Origin of the sequence: Streptomyces sp. NPDC094032, from assembly GCF_040303965.1 — a bacterium.
GTDB lineage: Bacteria > Actinomycetota > Actinomycetes > Streptomycetales > Streptomycetaceae > Streptomyces.
This window is the reverse complement of record NZ_JBEOUE010000002.1, coordinates 401,011-415,132: the sequence shown is the minus strand read 5'-3', so window position 1 is coordinate 415,132 and position 14,122 is coordinate 401,011. Positions and strand designations below refer to the sequence as shown.

Sequence of the window (14,122 nt, the reverse complement as noted above, 5' to 3'; positions counted from 1 at the left end):
TGACCACAGCCCCGACCCACCCGGGGTCCCAACTCAGTGCTTACTTACCGGAGTTCGCGGCGTCCACGAGGGTCTGCGGCGTGACCGCGCCGACGTAGACCTTGCCGTCGTCCGTCATCAGGGCGTTGACGATCTTCGTCTTGAAGACGGTGCCGGAGCCGAACTTCCCGCTGACCTTGTCGCCGAGGGCGTCCAGGAAGCCCTGGACCTCCTTCGGCGCCTCGTCGGTCTTGGGCGCGGGGGCGCCGGAGTCCAGCTTGGCGATGGTGGTCCAGCCCTCGCCGATGACGTTGACCGAGCCGTCCTTCCCGTCGAGGCCACCGAAGCCGCCCAGGTCGGCCAGACCACCGAAGGGCTTGTCCGCGCCCTCGTGGGCGCCCTTCTCGGCCGCGCCCTCCGTGACCTTCGCGCCCTTCGGCGCCTTGAAGGCGAAGGTGGAGGCGTCCGGCTTGGCGAAGTCGACCTTGGTGAAGCCCGCGTCGACGACCGGCTTGCCACCGCTGACCGAGGCCAGCGTGAACTTCAGCGGGGTGCCGGTCTTGGCGTCCACCGAGATCTTGACCGACTCGACGGTCGAGCCGGACTGCTTGGGCTTGATCACCAGCTGGTACGCGTCCCGGCCGGCCACCTTCGCGGTGCCGCCGACGGTGATCGAGGTGGTGTCACCGGCCGCCTTCAGGACCTCGTCGGCGAGCTCCTTGGGCGTCCCGGGCAGCTCCTTCTCGGCCTTCGCGCCCTTGCCGCCCTCGGCCTTCTCGTGGAAGACCTCGTTGGACTTGCTGTCGTACGCCCAGACGTCGTTCCCGTTGTGGATCAGGCTGTACTCGTCGGAGCCGTCCAGCAGGGTCAGCTTCTGCCGGTCGGGCCCGTCCGCCGCGAGGCGCAGGGTGTGCGAGCCGGAGACGAGCTGGGTCAGCCTGTCGGCGGGGTCGGCGGACGAGGAGCCGGCCGGGGCGGCCGGGAGCAGGCCCGCGAAGGACGGCAGGCCCAGGTCGGTGCTGATCTTGAACGTGCCGGACAGGGTCTGCGTGTCCGAAGCGGCGATCTTCTCGATCAGCTGCTGCGCGGTGATCTGGGGCAGGTCCGGGTCGCCGGACGCCGCGAGCGCGGGGACGAGACCGATCGTGGCCGCCGCCACCCCCGCCACGGCGACCGGGACGACGTAACGGCTCGCCTTACGCTGACGGTTTTCGTTCGTTGCCATGGTCTGCGCTACCTCCGTGGGCACCTTGGTCGATGGATCCATCACACCAACCCGACGCCCCGAAAACGTCAGCCCCCGGGATCAACCTGCCGTACCTCTCCAGGATGACCCCACCCCGAGAACCCCTACCCCGCCCGATGCACCACCGCGTCGCACATCTCCTCAAGGGCCGACTTCGCGTACCCCTCCGGCAGTGGGGCCAGCATCGCGCGGGCCTCCTGGGCGTAGCGGATCGTGTCGTGGCGGGCCTGGTCGAGGGAGGGGTGGGCGCGGAGGCGGCGGAGGGCTTCGGCGTGGCGGGTGTCGTCGGTGAGGTCGCCGTCGATGAGGGCGACGAGCTCCAGGTCCTCGGGGCGGCCGTGGGCGGCCGCGGCGGCGCGGAGGCGGAGGACGGGGAGGGTCGGGATGCCCTCGCGGAGGTCGGTGCCGGGGGTCTTGCCGGACTCGTGGGAGTCGGACGCGATGTCGAGGACGTCGTCGGCGAGCTGGAAGGCGACGCCGAGCCGCTCCCCGTACTGGGTGAGGATGTCGACGACGCCGGCGTCGGCGCCGGACATCATGGCGCCGAAGCGGCAGGAGACGGCGACGAGCGAGCCGGTCTTGCCGGAGAGCACGTCGAGGTAGTGGTCGACGGGGTCGCGGCCGTCCTGCGGGCCCGCGGTCTCCAGGATCTGGCCGGTGACGAGCCGTTCGAACGCCTCGGACTGGATGCGTACGGCCTCGGGTCCGAGGTCCGCGAGCGTGTGCGAGGCGCGGGCGAAGAGGAAGTCACCCGTGAGGACGGCGATGGAGTTGCCCCAGCGGGTGTTCGCGCTGGGCACGCCCCGGCGCACGTCCGCCTCGTCCATGACGTCGTCGTGGTAGAGCGTGGCGAGGTGGGTGAGCTCGACGACGACGGCCGAGGGCACGACACCCGGCGCGTAGGGGTCGCCGAACTGGGCGGCGAGCATCACGAGCAGCGGCCGGAACCGCTTGCCGCCCGCCAGCACCAGGTGCTGGGCGGCCTCCGTGATGAACGGCACGTCGCTCTTGGTGGCGTCGAGGAGGCCGGCCTCCACCGCCGCCAAGCCGGTCTGGACATCGGCTTCGAGAGCCTGGTCCCGCACGCTAAGACCGAACGGCCCGACGACGGTCACGAGGGGGTCTCCTGTCTGCTGACGCCTGCTGACGCTGTTCCGACCACTCGGATTGTCGATGTGTCGGTCGATTCGCTCAAGCCAGCGTATCCGGTCACGTTTCGATCACCGTGGGCGCCTTCCCGTCACCCCCGGTATGTTCGTGATCAGCTCATACGACCAGGAGTAGGCGTTTTGTCCCGAACAGCGATCGACACCGACACGAACGGCGAGCAGCCGCCGCCCGAGGACGACCACGCGTTCTTCGGGCAGCCGAGAGGGCTGCTCACCCTCTCCGGCCTGGAGGTCTGGGAGCGCTTCTCGTTCCTCGGGATGCAGGCGATCCTCGTCCTCTACTTCGCCGACACCGTCGCCCACGGCGGCATGGGCATGGACCCGGGCACCGCCGCCTCGGTCTCCGCCGCGTACGGCACCCTCGTCTATCTGGTCTCGGTGGCCGGCGGCTGGCTGGCCGACCGGATCCTCGGCTCGTACCGCGCGGTGCTCTACGGCGGCATCCTGATCGCCTGCGGCCACTACGCGATGGCCGTGCCCACCCCCGCCATGACCTGGGTCGGGCTCGGGCTCATCAGTGCCGGTACGGGGCTGCTGAAGCCCAATGTGGCCACCATGGTCGGGAAGCTCTACCGCACCGACGACGAGCGCCGCGACGCCGGTTTCGCGCTCTACTACATGGCGATCAACATCGGCGCCTTCGCGGGCCCGCTGATCACCGGCTGGCTCGGCGACCACAAGGGCTGGCACTGGGGCTTCTCCGCCGCCGCGATCGGCATGACCTTCGGCCTGATCCAGTACGTGGCGGGCCGCCGTCACCTGGCCGGGCGCAAGCACTCCGCCGAATACGCCCTCGCCCCGGAGGCCCTGCGCCGCGCGGTCAGGATCATGATCGTCGGCGCGCTGGCCACCGCCCTCGTCGCCGCCGCCCTCGCGATGGCCGGCTGGCTGACCATGGACCGCTTCGTCGACCTGCTCACCCTGATCTCGGTGATCGCGCCGGTCGTCTACTTCTGGGTGATGTTCACCAGCCCCCGGGTGACCGCCGAGGAGCGGGGCCGCCTCAAGCCGTACGTCGTGCTCTTCCTGGCCTCGGTGGCGTTCAACTTCATCCTCTTCCAGGCGTACTCGACGATGATCCTGCTGGCCTCCACCAACGCCCGCACGACCATCCTCGGCTTCGACTTCCCGGCCAGCTGGTACGCCTCCGCCCTCGGCGCCTTCGAGGTGCTCCTGGCGCCCGTGGTGGCCGCCGTCTGGGCGCGGATGGGCCCCCGGCAGCCGCACGCCTCCAACAAGATCGCCTTCGGGGTGATCCTGGGCGGCCTCTCGTTCCTCCTGATGGTCCTGCCGACCTCCGGGCACGCCGACGACACGTACCAGATGGCCGCCTGGTGGATCGTCGGCTCGTACCTGCTGCTCGGCCTCGGCGACGTGCTCCTGGAGACCTCCGGGATGTCCGCCACCAGCAAGCTGGCGCCCAAGGCCTTCGGCAGCCAGACGATGTCGCTCTGGTTCCTCTCCCTGGCCCTCGCCAACGGCATCCAGGCCCAGACCGTGAAGCTCTACGACGACGTCTCCAAGCCCGCGTACTTCGGCGTGAACGGTGCCATCGCGGTCGCCGTCGGCCTCGCCGTGATCGCCCTGGCGCCCTGGCTGCGCCGCACCATGCACCCCGTCCACTGAGGATTGCGCCGAGGTCCGTCATGCACATCCGCACCGACTTCCCGTACGAGACCCGCCACGAGGACATCCGCATCCCGATGCCGGACGGGACACGGCTCTACGCCCGCGTGTGGCGCCCGCTCACCGACGAGCCCGTACCGGCCCTCCTGGAGTACCTGCCGTACCGGCTGACCGACTGGACCGCGCCCCGCGACTGGCAGCGCCACCCCTGGTACGCGGGCCACGGCTACGCCTCGGTACGGGTCGACGTGCGCGGTCACGGCAACAGCGAGGGGCTGCCCGGCGACGAGTACGACGCCCTGGAGCTCGCCGACGGGGTGGCCGTCGTGAACTGGCTCGCCGAGCAGCCCTGGTGCACCGGGAAGGTCGGCATGTTCGGCATCTCCTGGGGCGGCTTCAACTCGCTCCAGATCGCCGCGCTCGCCCCCGAGCCGCTGAAGGCGGTCGTCACCGTCTGCTCGACCGACGACCGCTACGACAACGACGTGCACTACATGGGCGGCTCCGTCCTCGCCGTCGACATGCACGCCTGGGCGGCCACCATGCTCGCCTTCGTCGCCCGCCCGCCGGACCCGCAGTACGTCGGCGAGGAGTGGAAGGCGATGTGGCTGAAGCGGCTCGAAGCCGTGGAGCCCTTCATCCACACCTGGCTCGCCCACCAGACCCGCGACGCCTACTGGCGGCACGGCAGCGTCTGCGAGGACTACTCCGCGGTGCGGGCCGCCGTCCTCGCCGTCGGCGGCTGGCACGACCCGTACCGCGACACCGTGCTCCGGCTCGTCGAGCACCTCCCCCAGGACCGGGTGCGCGGCATCATCGGGCCCTGGTCGCACCAGTACCCGGACCGCGGGCTGCCGCCGGGCCCCGCGATCGGCTTTCTCCAGGAGACCCTGCGCTGGTGGGACCACCACCTCAAGGGCGCCGACAACGACGTGATGGCCGAGCCGCTGCTGCGCTCCTGGATCAGCGAGTCGCACCCGCCGGCCACCGTGTACGAGGAGCTGCCGGGCCGCTGGGTCACCGACCCCTCCTGGCCCTCCCCGCATGTCACGCCCGTCACGTACGCCTTCCAGGGCGCACCGCTGCCGGTCCTCTCGCCCCAGCAGACCGGGCTCGACGCGGGCCGCTTCTTCCCCTTCGGCAACGACGCCGACCTGCCGCCGGACCAGCGCGGCGAGGACGCCCACTCGGCCTGCTTCGACTTCGCCGTGCCGGCCGACGGGGAGCCCATCGAGATCCTCGGCCGCCCCTCCGTCAGCCTCCACCTCATGACGCCCGCGCCCACCGGCCAGGTGATCGCCCGGCTCTGCGACGTCGCCCCGGACGGCTCCTCCACCCTGGTCACCCGGGGCGTGCTCAACCTCTCCGCCCGCTACGGCCGCGACCGGGCGGTGGAGGCGCAGATCGGCGAGTGGGAGAGCGTCGGCTTCGAGCTCAACGGCATCGGCCACACCTTCCCGCCCGGCCACCGGGTCCGGCTGGCCGTCTCCTCCACGTACTGGCCCTGGATCTGGCCCCAGCCCGACGCCGCGGGCTTCACCCTCGACCCGGCCGGCTCCTCCCTGACCCTGCCGGTACGGGCCCGCACCGAGGACGCCGTCTCCTTCGAGGAGCCCGAGCAGTCCGCGCCGCTTGGCGTCAGCTACCCGGCCACCCTGGAGGAGCCACGGCCCGAGCGGCTGGTGGTCCGGGACGTCGCGCGCGGCGAATGGCGCCTGGAGGTCGACCCGCGCTACGGCGGCACCCGCGTCTACCCCGACGGCCTGGAGTTCACCGAGGACGCCCTGGAGACGTACACGATCGCCGAGTCCGGGCCCCTGACCGCCCGCACCCGCTCCGACTGGTCGATCCGGCTGCACCGCCCGGAGCTCGCCTGGGACGTCACCATCGACACCCGCTCCGAGATCCGCTGCGACGCGGACTCCTTCCTGACCTCGAACGAGGTCGTCTGCAAGGAGGGCGGCGAGGTCGTGTTCCACCGCACATGGGAACGCGCCATTCCGCGCACCGCGGGCTGACGGCGCGAAAGGCGTCCCTCATTGCGGAATGTTTAATGCCGGATTTCCCGGCGCGGAGCGGGTAATTCCAGGTGGAGTGCGGTTATGCCCCACCCAAGTTTTCTTATTTGAGCGACGAGCCGGGCACCTGGTTGGCTGTACATGCCGCCGGGGGGAACCGGCAGGAAATCGCCAAACGAAGAAAACGGGGGAATAATGACCATCACTCAGGAGGCCCCGGTCGCCACAGCGACCGAGGCACCTTCCCATCAGCCGGTACGGGTCGACCCGGGCCGGGCGGACATCGCCAAGCTGCACCGCCTGCTCCAGGACGGGGCGCGCGCGTTCAACGAGCAGTTCGACGAGGACGCGCACCTGAACGACGTCATTCCGAAGCCGTGGGGCTACGAGTACCGCGCCTTCGTCGACGACTTCTTCGACCTGTGGGCGCTGCACATCGAGCCGGGCGCCGGCACCTCCGTGCACGTCCACCCGCGCAAGCTCACCTACCTGATCTGCCTCGGCGGAACCGGCGTGACCACCGGCCTCGGCCGGGCCGACATCCCCGTCCGGGCCGGCACGATCCTGCGCATCGGGGCGGGCGCCTTCCACGGCACCCGCAACACCGGCGACGAGCCCCTCGAACTCATCGAGGTCGAGGTCCCCCGGAACAAGTTCGACCTGATCCGGCTGCGCGACGACTACAACCGGGCCGGCACCGCGTACGAGACCACCGCCCTGGAGGAGCCCCGGCACCCCATGCGGAAGGTGCCCGCGTACCCGAACACGAAGATGCGCGCGCAGACCCCGGACGGCCGGTTCCGCTTCGACCTGCGCACGGGCATGGACATCTTCTACCGCCCGAGCGACAACGACATCTTCTACATTCCGCTCCACATCTCCGGGGTCATCGCGCGGGATGTCGAGATCCTCACCGGGAGCCGCGCCGACAACCGGCGGCCGCAGACGGACAAGCAGTACCTCTGCATCAGCAGGAACCACTGAGAAACCGGCAGCAATCCGGGCAGCTGAACACCGGCGCGTACTCCGAATTACGCGCCGGAAAACATTCCCGCACAGAACAGGAAAGAGGCAGAGCCATGTCCCGTAGCGCCGTCATCATCACCGGCCCCGGTTTCCAGGACCACGACGTCGTCTTCACCTACTACCGGCTGCTCGAAGAGGGCTGGAACGTCGACGTCGCCACCAAGAACGGCGACGCCGTGAACGGCAAGTACGGCATCCCGCTCCCCATGGACAAGACGGCCCGCCCGCTCATCTCCTTCGAGGAGCTCACGGTCGACCAGTACGACGTCGTCATCCTCACCGGCGGCCACGAGGCCCCGGACCGGGTCCGCCAGGACCGCAACGTCCTCGACTTCGTCGCCGGCATGGACAAGGCCGGAAAGATCGTCGCCGGTCTGTGCCACGGCCCCTGGATCATGGTGTCCGCCGGTGTCCTCAAGGGCCGCAAGGCCTGTGCCTACATCGGCCTGCGCGACGACGTCATCAACGCCGGAGCGGACGTCGTGGACAGCGACGTCATCGTCGACGGCAACATCATCACCTGCTCGTACTACGGCTACATGGGCGCCTTCATGCGCTCGGTCTTCGAGACCGCCGACAAGCTGGCGGCCCAGGCCGCCGAGCCCCAGGCCGCGTGATGGGCGAGCGGAACGGGAACCACCCCGCGGTGCTCGCGCTCGACTTCGACGGTGTCATCGCCGACGCCCTGGAGGAGTGCGCGCTCGTCACCTGGCTGGGCATCCACCCGTACGACACCTCGATCCCCGGACCGACCCAACTCGCCGCCGTACCCCCGGAGTTCCTGGAGCGCTTCCGCAGGATCCGGGACTACTCCCGGCTGCTCGACCACTTCGTCGTCGCGCACCTCCCGGAGGCCGCCACCGTCGCCTCGCAGGCCGACTTCGACCGGCTGTACGAGGCGCTGGACCCCTCGTACGTACGGAAGTTCACGCAGACGGCCACCGCCGCCCGCGACCGGCTGCGTACCCAGGAGTCCGACTTCTGGCTCGATCTGCACACGCTCTACCCCGGCATCGACGCGCTCCTGCGCCGCTTCGGCGGCTCGGTGGTCGTCGTCACCGCGAAGGACGCCGACTCCGTACGGGCCATCCTCGGCCGGCACGGGCTCGGTGACACCGTCGCCGAGATCTTCGGCGAGACCGGCGCCAAGGCCGAGGCCGTCCAGGACGTGAGCACCCGCTGGGGAGTCCCCCTCGACCGCTTCACGTTCATCGACGACAACCTCACCAACGCCGTCCGGGTCGGCGCCACCGGCGCCCACTCCCGGTGGGCCCAGTGGGGCTACCAGACCCCGGAGCACCGGGCCGAGGCCGCGCGCCTCGCGGTGGTCCCGCTGGAGCTCGCCGAGGTCGCGTCGCTGACCCCGGCGGCCCCGGCGGTCACCGCGGTCACCGCCGCCGTCTGAGGCACCCCCCTCGCAGCGCGGCCCGGGACGCGTCCCCTTCGCGTCCCGGGCCGCGCACCGGCCTGCCCGAGAACACCCGTGTCCGCCCCAGGGAGGCGACCTCCATGCCCGCGCTCCGACCGCAGCCGACCGCCCCCGCCCCCGTGTCCGCCGCCCCCGCGCCCCGCCGCGGCTTCGGCGCCCAACTGGCGCTGCTCGCCGTCATGGCCGTCGCGATCCCCGCCCAGCTCTACCTGGCCATCCCGCTGGCCGCCCCGGTCGGCGCGTACTACGGGACGAGCCCCGGATCGGCCGCCTGGACCGGCAGCGCGTTCTCCCTCGCGTACGCCCTCGGCTTCCTGCTCTTCGGGCCGCTCTCCGACCGCTACGGGCGCCGCCCGGTCCTCGTCTCCGGCGCGCTCGCCCTCGCCGCCGTCACCGCGCTGGTCCCGCTCGCCCCCTCGTACAGCTGGTTCCTCGCCCTGCGCGCGCTCCAGGGCCTGGCCGCCGCCACCTTCGCCCCGGTCGCGCTCGCGTACGTCGCCGAGCACGCCCCTGCCGCCCGCCGCCCGCTCGCGCTGTCCCTGCTCACGACCGGGCTGCTCGGCGCGGGTCCGGCAGGGCAGGCCCTCGGGCAGGCGGTGGCCGGTGCGGACGCCTGGCGCGCCGCCTTCTGGCCCGCCGCCGTCCTCTACCTGGCGGCGGCCCTGCTCTTCCGGCGCCTGCTCGGCGCGGGCACCACGGACCCGTCCGCCGGGATCGGCACGGCGCTCCGCTCGATGGCCCGGCTGCTGCGCACCCCCGCCGTGGTCGCCGTCTTCTGCGCGGCGCCGACGGTCTTCGGCAGCTTCGTCGCCCTGTACGCGGTCCTCGGCCGGCAGCTCGCCGCCGCCCACGGCTACTCCAGCGCCGCCCTCCTCGGCGTCGAGGCGCTCGGCGCGCTCGGCCTGGTCGTCGCGCCGCTGGTCAGCCGGTACGCGGGGGCGCGCGGCCCGCGCTTCCTCGCCGTCACCGGCTTCCTGACCGCGCTCGGCGGACTGCTGCTCGCCCAGGCGACGACGGGCCCCGCGCTGCCGATCGCCGGAAGCGTGGTCTTCGTCGCCGGCATCGGCCTCGTCGTCCCCGGCCTGGTCGGCCTGCTGCACCAGCTCGCGCCGCACGCCCGGGGCGCCGCCGTCTCCGTCAACACGGCCGTCCTCTTCCTCGGCGCCTCCCTGGGCCAGACCTTCGCCGCGTCCGCCTCGTACCACGAGGTCGGCGCCGTGGCGGGGGCGGCGCTGCTGTGCGCGGCGGGCGCGGTGGCGGCGACGGGGCGGCTGGCGGCGGGGAGCTGAACTCCCCCCGCTCTCCCTCTCAATTCCCTTGAAATTCCCACCCTTTCCTCTCGGAGGTCTTCCCGTGCACGCCCCCCGCCGTCTCCTCGGCCTCGCCACCGCCGCCGCACTCGCCGCCACCGTCGTGGCCACCGCCGTCCCCGCCGAGGCCCACCACCGGGCCCGTACGGTCACCCATCTCGACCTGGCGGGCGGGCAGCAGCCGGAGAACCTGGTCCTGCGCCCCGACGGCTCCGCCGCCGTGACCTTCGCCCTCACCGGCCAGGTCGCGGAGGTCTCCCGGGACGGCCGGGTGAGCGTCCTCGCCCAGCTGCCGGTCCCCGCCGATGGCCGCACGCCCGTCCTCGGCAGCCGCACCTTCGCCGCCGGCATCGACCAGGTCGGCCGGAGCCTGTACGTGGCCCTCAGCACCGGCACGGAGGAGGAGACCGGCATCTGGCGGGTCACCAAGGGCCGGGCGCCGGTGCGGGTGGCCGCGCTGCCCGCGACCGCGCTGCTCAACGGGCTCGCGGTGGACGCCGACAACGGCTGGATCTACGTGGCCGACTCCGTGGGCGCCACGATCTGGCGGGCCCCGCTGGACGGCGAGGGCCCCGCCACCGCCTGGTACCGCTCCCCCGCGCTCGCCGCCACGCAGGGCTTCCTCGGCGCCAACGGCCTGAAGCTGCACGACGGTTCGGTGTGGGTGTCGAACCTGGACGCCGGCACGCTGCTGCGCGTGCCGGTCCGCTGGACCGGCACCGCGGGCACCGCGCGCACGGTCGCGTCCGGCCTGGGCGCGGTGGACGACTTCGCGTTCACCGGGCGCGGCGACGAGCTGCTCGCGACCGGCATCAAGGAGAACGTGGTGCTGCGGCTCGTCCCGGGCCGGGGCGTGACGCGGGTGCTGTCCGAGGCGGACGGGCTCTCGAACCCGACGGCCGTCGCCGTCGAGGACGGCCGCGCGGTCGTCACCAGCGCCGCCTACTTCACGCAGAAGGACCCCAACGTCCTCAGTGTGCGGCTCGCCCGCTGATCCGACCCGCTCGTCCGACCTATGACGGAGGCTGACACCAGTGGTGACGTCCACACCGGCGGGGCCGTCCGCCCTCGTCCTGTTCGGGATGACCGGGGACCTCTCCCGGCGCAAGCTGAGTTCGGCGGCAACGTGGCGTTCTACCTCTCCGTGCCGCCCCGCTTCTTCCCCCTGGCAGTACGCCAGTTGGGCCGCCACGGCCTGTCCGGGGAGCGGGGCGGGGCGCGGTGCGGCGGCTGGCGGCGGGCGGTGGTCGAGAAGCCGTTCGGGCACGACCTGGCCTCGGCGCGGGAGCTGGAGTCCGTCCTGGGCGCCGCCTTCGCGCCGGAGCAGGTCTTCCGCATCGACCACTACCTGGGCAAGGAGACCGTCCAGAACCTGCTGGCGTTCCGCTTCGCCAACGCCCTGTTCGAGCCGGTCTGGAACCGCTCGTACGTGGACCACGTGCAGATCACCATGGCCGAGGACATCGGCATCGGCGGGCGCGCGGGGTACTACGACGGGGTCGGCGCCGCCCGCGACGTCCTCCAGAACCACCTCCTGCAACTCCTGGCGCTGACCGCGATGGACGAGCCCGCCTCCTTCGCCGCCGACGCCATCGCCTCCGAGAAGGCGAAGGTCCTGCGGGCCGTGCGGCTGCCGGGCGACCTGGCGCGGGCCACGGTCCGGGGCCAGTACACCGCGGGCCGGAGCGGCGGGCGGGCGGCGGCGGGCTTCCTCCAGGAGCCGGGGGTCGACCCGTACTCCCGCACCGACACCTACGCGGCGGTCCGGCTTGAGGTCGAGAGCCGGCGGTGGGCGGGGGTGCCGTTCTACCTGCGCACCGGGAAGCGGCTGGCCCGCCGGGTCACCGAGATCGCGGTGGCCTTCCAGTCGGTGCCGCGCTCGCCCTTCGCCGCCGCCTCGACGCGCGGCCTCGGCCCGAACACGGTGGTCTTCCGGGTGCAGCCCGACGAGGGCGTCTCGGTGCGGCTCGGCTCCAAGGTCCCGGGCAGCTCGATGCGGATCCGGGACGTGACCATGGACTTCGCGTACGGGGACAGCTTCGAGGAGTCGAGCCCGGAGGCGTACGAACGCCTGCTGCTCGACGTCCTGCTCGGCGACCACCTGCTCTTCCCGCGCGCCGAGGAGGTCGAACTGTCCTGGCGGATCCTCGATCCGGTCGAGCGGCACTGGGTGGAGCGGCGGGACGCGCCCGCGCCGTACGCGGCGGGCAGCTGGGGCCCGGCCGCCGCGGACGAGCTGCTCGCCCGGGACGGGCGCCGCTGGCGGCGGCCCTGAGCCCCGCCACCCCTGTCGTCATACCCTCGGAAGAAGAAACGAGATGAGCCGCCATGCCCACTACTCAAACGAACCCCTCCGGCCACAAGGTCCTCTTCGTCCTCACCAGCCACGGGGAGCTCGGTGACAGCGGTCAGCGGACCGGCTTCCACCTCGGGGAGACGATCGAGCCCTGGCGCATCCTGCGCGACGCCGGGCACACCGTGGAGTTCACCTCCGTACGCGGCGGCCGGCCGCCCATGATCGGCCACGACCCGGCGGACCCCGCCCACACGGCCTTCCTCGCCGACCCGGCGGGCGGCGGGCTCGTCGACACCGCCCCGCGCCCCGAGGACGTGGACCCGGCCGCGTACCGGGGCGTGTACTTCGTGGGGGGCCACGGCACGATGTGGGACTTCCACGAGCACCCGGCGCTGCACCGGATCGTCCGGGCCGTGTACGAGGAGAACGGCGGCGTGGTCGCCGCCCTCTGCCACGGCCCGGCGGCCCTGGTGGGCGTGCGGCTCGCCGGGGGCGGGCCGCTGCTCGACGGGCAGGCGGTGACCTCGTTCTCGCACGAGGGCGAGACCGCCCGCCACCTCGACACGGTGGTGCCTTTCTCCCTCCAGCACGCCCTGGAGAAGGACGGCGCCGTCTACACCTGCGCGCCCGACCGGCACCCGCACGTCGTGGTGAGCGGGCGGCTCGTCACCGGGCAGAACCCGCAGTCGGCCGACGGGCTCGGGCGGCGGATGGCGGAGCTGCTGGCCACCGTCTGAGTCCGTCGCGAGCCGCTACGGCGCCGTCCGAGCCCCGCTCAGACGGCGCCGTAGAGCGTCACCCGCCGCTCTTCGAGGAGCGGCACGACCGTGCCGGTCACCAGGGCCTTGAAGTGCGCGGACTCCCGGTGCGCGGCGAGCGCGGCCTCGTCCGCGTACCCCTCGAAGAGGACGAACTCGCGCGGGTTCTCCCGCGCCCGCACCGCCCGGTACTCCAGACAGCCGGGCTCGGCCCTGCTGGCCGCCGCGATCTCCGGCAGCAGTTCCGCGACACGCGCGTCCGCGCCGGCCTTGGCGAGCCAGTGCGCCACCACATAAACAGCCATGTCAGCCATGTCAGCCGTCTCCACTTCTCCGCATTTCTTTCCTGACGCCTCGAACATTAACCGTCCGCGTGCATCGGGAAATTTATGACGGGTATACGGGATGGCATATTCGGCCGTTTATGGACGCATCGAGGCGGGGTGGGCGACGGGCGCTCTGCGCGACCAGCCCTCGGGGAGCGGCGCGCCGAGGAGGAGCTCCATCGCGCGGGCGGCGACGGTGACGGCCGAGGCCGGGTTCTGGCCGGTGATCAGGTGTCCGTCCACGACGACGTGGCTACGGAAGGGCTCGCCCGCCTGGTAGCGGGCGCCGCGCCGCTCCAGGGCCTCGTCGAGGAAGTAGGGGACCACGCCGTCGAGGCCGACCGCGCGCTCCTCCGCCTGCGTGAAGGCGGTGACCCGGCGCCCTTCGACGAGCGGGCGCCCGTCGGGCCCGGTGACGTCGAGCAGGGCGCCGACGCCGTGGCAGACGGCCGCGACAACACCGCCGGACGCGGCGAACTCGCCCAGGAACGCGATGAGTTGCTCGTCGCCCGGGAGGTCGAGGATGGCCCCGTGGCCGCCGGCGACGAAGACGACGCCGAAGTCGGCCGGGTCGAGGAGGGCGGGCGTCACCGTCGACGCGAGCCGCTCCCGTACGAGGCCGTCCTCCAGGAACATGCGCTGCGGCGGGTCGGAGCGGTCCACTCCGCCCATCGGGGGCGTGCCCGCGCGCGTGCTGGCGAAGGCGTAGTCCCAGCCCGCGGTGACGAGGGCCAGCCAGGGATAGGCGGCCTCCGGCAGCCAGAAGCCGGCCGAGCGTCCCCCCGGCAGCCGCTCGACGCTGGTGAGGACGATCAGCCCTCGCTCTCTCACGGGCACCGGCGCAGGCATCGTTGCCTCACTTTCCCATTACCGAGGGTTTCTTGACCATTAAAGCATGCCCCCACTTATCGCCCCCCATAAATTAATTCATGGGGGCCA

General features: G+C 72.1%; 12 protein-coding genes and 1 pseudogene. 9 read left to right on the top strand and 4 right to left on the bottom strand.

What is annotated here, in order from left to right:
• Positions 1-40 precede the first annotated feature (40 nt).
• Both ABTZ54_RS04930 and ABTZ54_RS04925 read right to left on the bottom strand, forming a co-directional pair.
• A complete protein-coding gene (locus ABTZ54_RS04930) occupies positions 41-1,204 on the bottom strand; it encodes a LolA family protein (protein ID WP_351657316.1) in 1,164 nt (387 codons plus the stop codon).
• Between the two features lie 125 nt (positions 1,205-1,329).
• Positions 1,330-2,340, bottom strand: coding sequence for a polyprenyl synthetase family protein (locus ABTZ54_RS04925; RefSeq protein WP_351657314.1), 1,011 nt, complete (start codon positions 2,338-2,340; stop codon positions 1,330-1,332).
• A 174-nt stretch (positions 2,341-2,514) separates the two neighbouring features.
• On the opposite strand from ABTZ54_RS04925, the gene ABTZ54_RS04920 reads away from it, so the two are divergent.
• The 9 genes and pseudogenes from ABTZ54_RS04920 to ABTZ54_RS04880 all read left to right on the top strand — a co-directional run bounded on the left by ABTZ54_RS04920 (position 2,515) and on the right by ABTZ54_RS04880 (position 12,836).
• A complete protein-coding gene (locus ABTZ54_RS04920; protein WP_351657313.1) occupies positions 2,515-4,020 on the top strand; it encodes a peptide MFS transporter in 1,506 nt (501 codons plus the stop codon).
• A 20-nt stretch (positions 4,021-4,040) separates the two neighbouring features.
• Entirely contained in the window at positions 4,041-6,038 is a 1,998-nt protein-coding gene (locus ABTZ54_RS04915) for a CocE/NonD family hydrolase (protein WP_351657311.1), read from the top strand.
• 195 nt (positions 6,039-6,233) lie between these two features.
• On the top strand, positions 6,234-7,022 hold the full coding sequence (locus ABTZ54_RS04910) for a cupin domain-containing protein (protein WP_351657309.1): 789 nt from the start codon (positions 6,234-6,236) through the stop codon (positions 7,020-7,022).
• A gap of 95 nt (positions 7,023-7,117) precedes the next feature.
• Entirely contained in the window at positions 7,118-7,681 is a 564-nt protein-coding gene (locus ABTZ54_RS04905; RefSeq protein ID WP_351657307.1) for a DJ-1/PfpI family protein, read from the top strand.
• The gene (locus ABTZ54_RS04900; protein ID WP_351657305.1) at positions 7,681-8,469 is read left to right on the top strand and encodes an HAD family hydrolase; all 789 of its coding nucleotides are present in this window, start codon (positions 7,681-7,683) and stop codon (positions 8,467-8,469) included. The genes ABTZ54_RS04905 and ABTZ54_RS04900 overlap by 1 nt, the downstream gene beginning before the upstream one ends.
• 104 nt (positions 8,470-8,573) lie before the next feature.
• Positions 8,574-9,782, top strand: coding sequence for an MFS transporter (locus tag ABTZ54_RS04895; RefSeq protein WP_351657303.1), 1,209 nt, complete (start codon positions 8,574-8,576; stop codon positions 9,780-9,782).
• 64 nt (positions 9,783-9,846) lie between these two features.
• The gene (locus tag ABTZ54_RS04890; protein WP_351657301.1) at positions 9,847-10,797 is read left to right on the top strand and encodes a hypothetical protein; all 951 of its coding nucleotides are present in this window, start codon (positions 9,847-9,849) and stop codon (positions 10,795-10,797) included.
• A gap of 123 nt (positions 10,798-10,920) precedes the next feature.
• Positions 10,921-12,078, top strand: a pseudogene (gene zwf / locus ABTZ54_RS04885) (glucose-6-phosphate dehydrogenase); the annotation flags it as partial.
• 53 nt (positions 12,079-12,131) lie between these two features.
• A complete protein-coding gene (locus tag ABTZ54_RS04880) occupies positions 12,132-12,836 on the top strand; it encodes a type 1 glutamine amidotransferase domain-containing protein (RefSeq protein WP_351657299.1) in 705 nt (234 codons plus the stop codon).
• A 38-nt stretch (positions 12,837-12,874) separates the two neighbouring features.
• Here the strand turns inward: ABTZ54_RS04880 and ABTZ54_RS04875 are convergent, their stop codons facing one another.
• On the bottom strand, positions 12,875-13,171 hold the full coding sequence (locus tag ABTZ54_RS04875; RefSeq protein WP_351657298.1) for a putative quinol monooxygenase: 297 nt from the start codon (positions 13,169-13,171) through the stop codon (positions 12,875-12,877).
• A 108-nt stretch (positions 13,172-13,279) separates the two neighbouring features.
• Complete coding sequence (locus ABTZ54_RS04870; RefSeq protein WP_351657296.1) at positions 13,280-14,014, bottom strand: type 1 glutamine amidotransferase domain-containing protein; 735 nt, start codon at positions 14,012-14,014, stop codon at positions 13,280-13,282.
• Between the last annotated feature and the right edge of the window lie 108 nt (positions 14,015-14,122).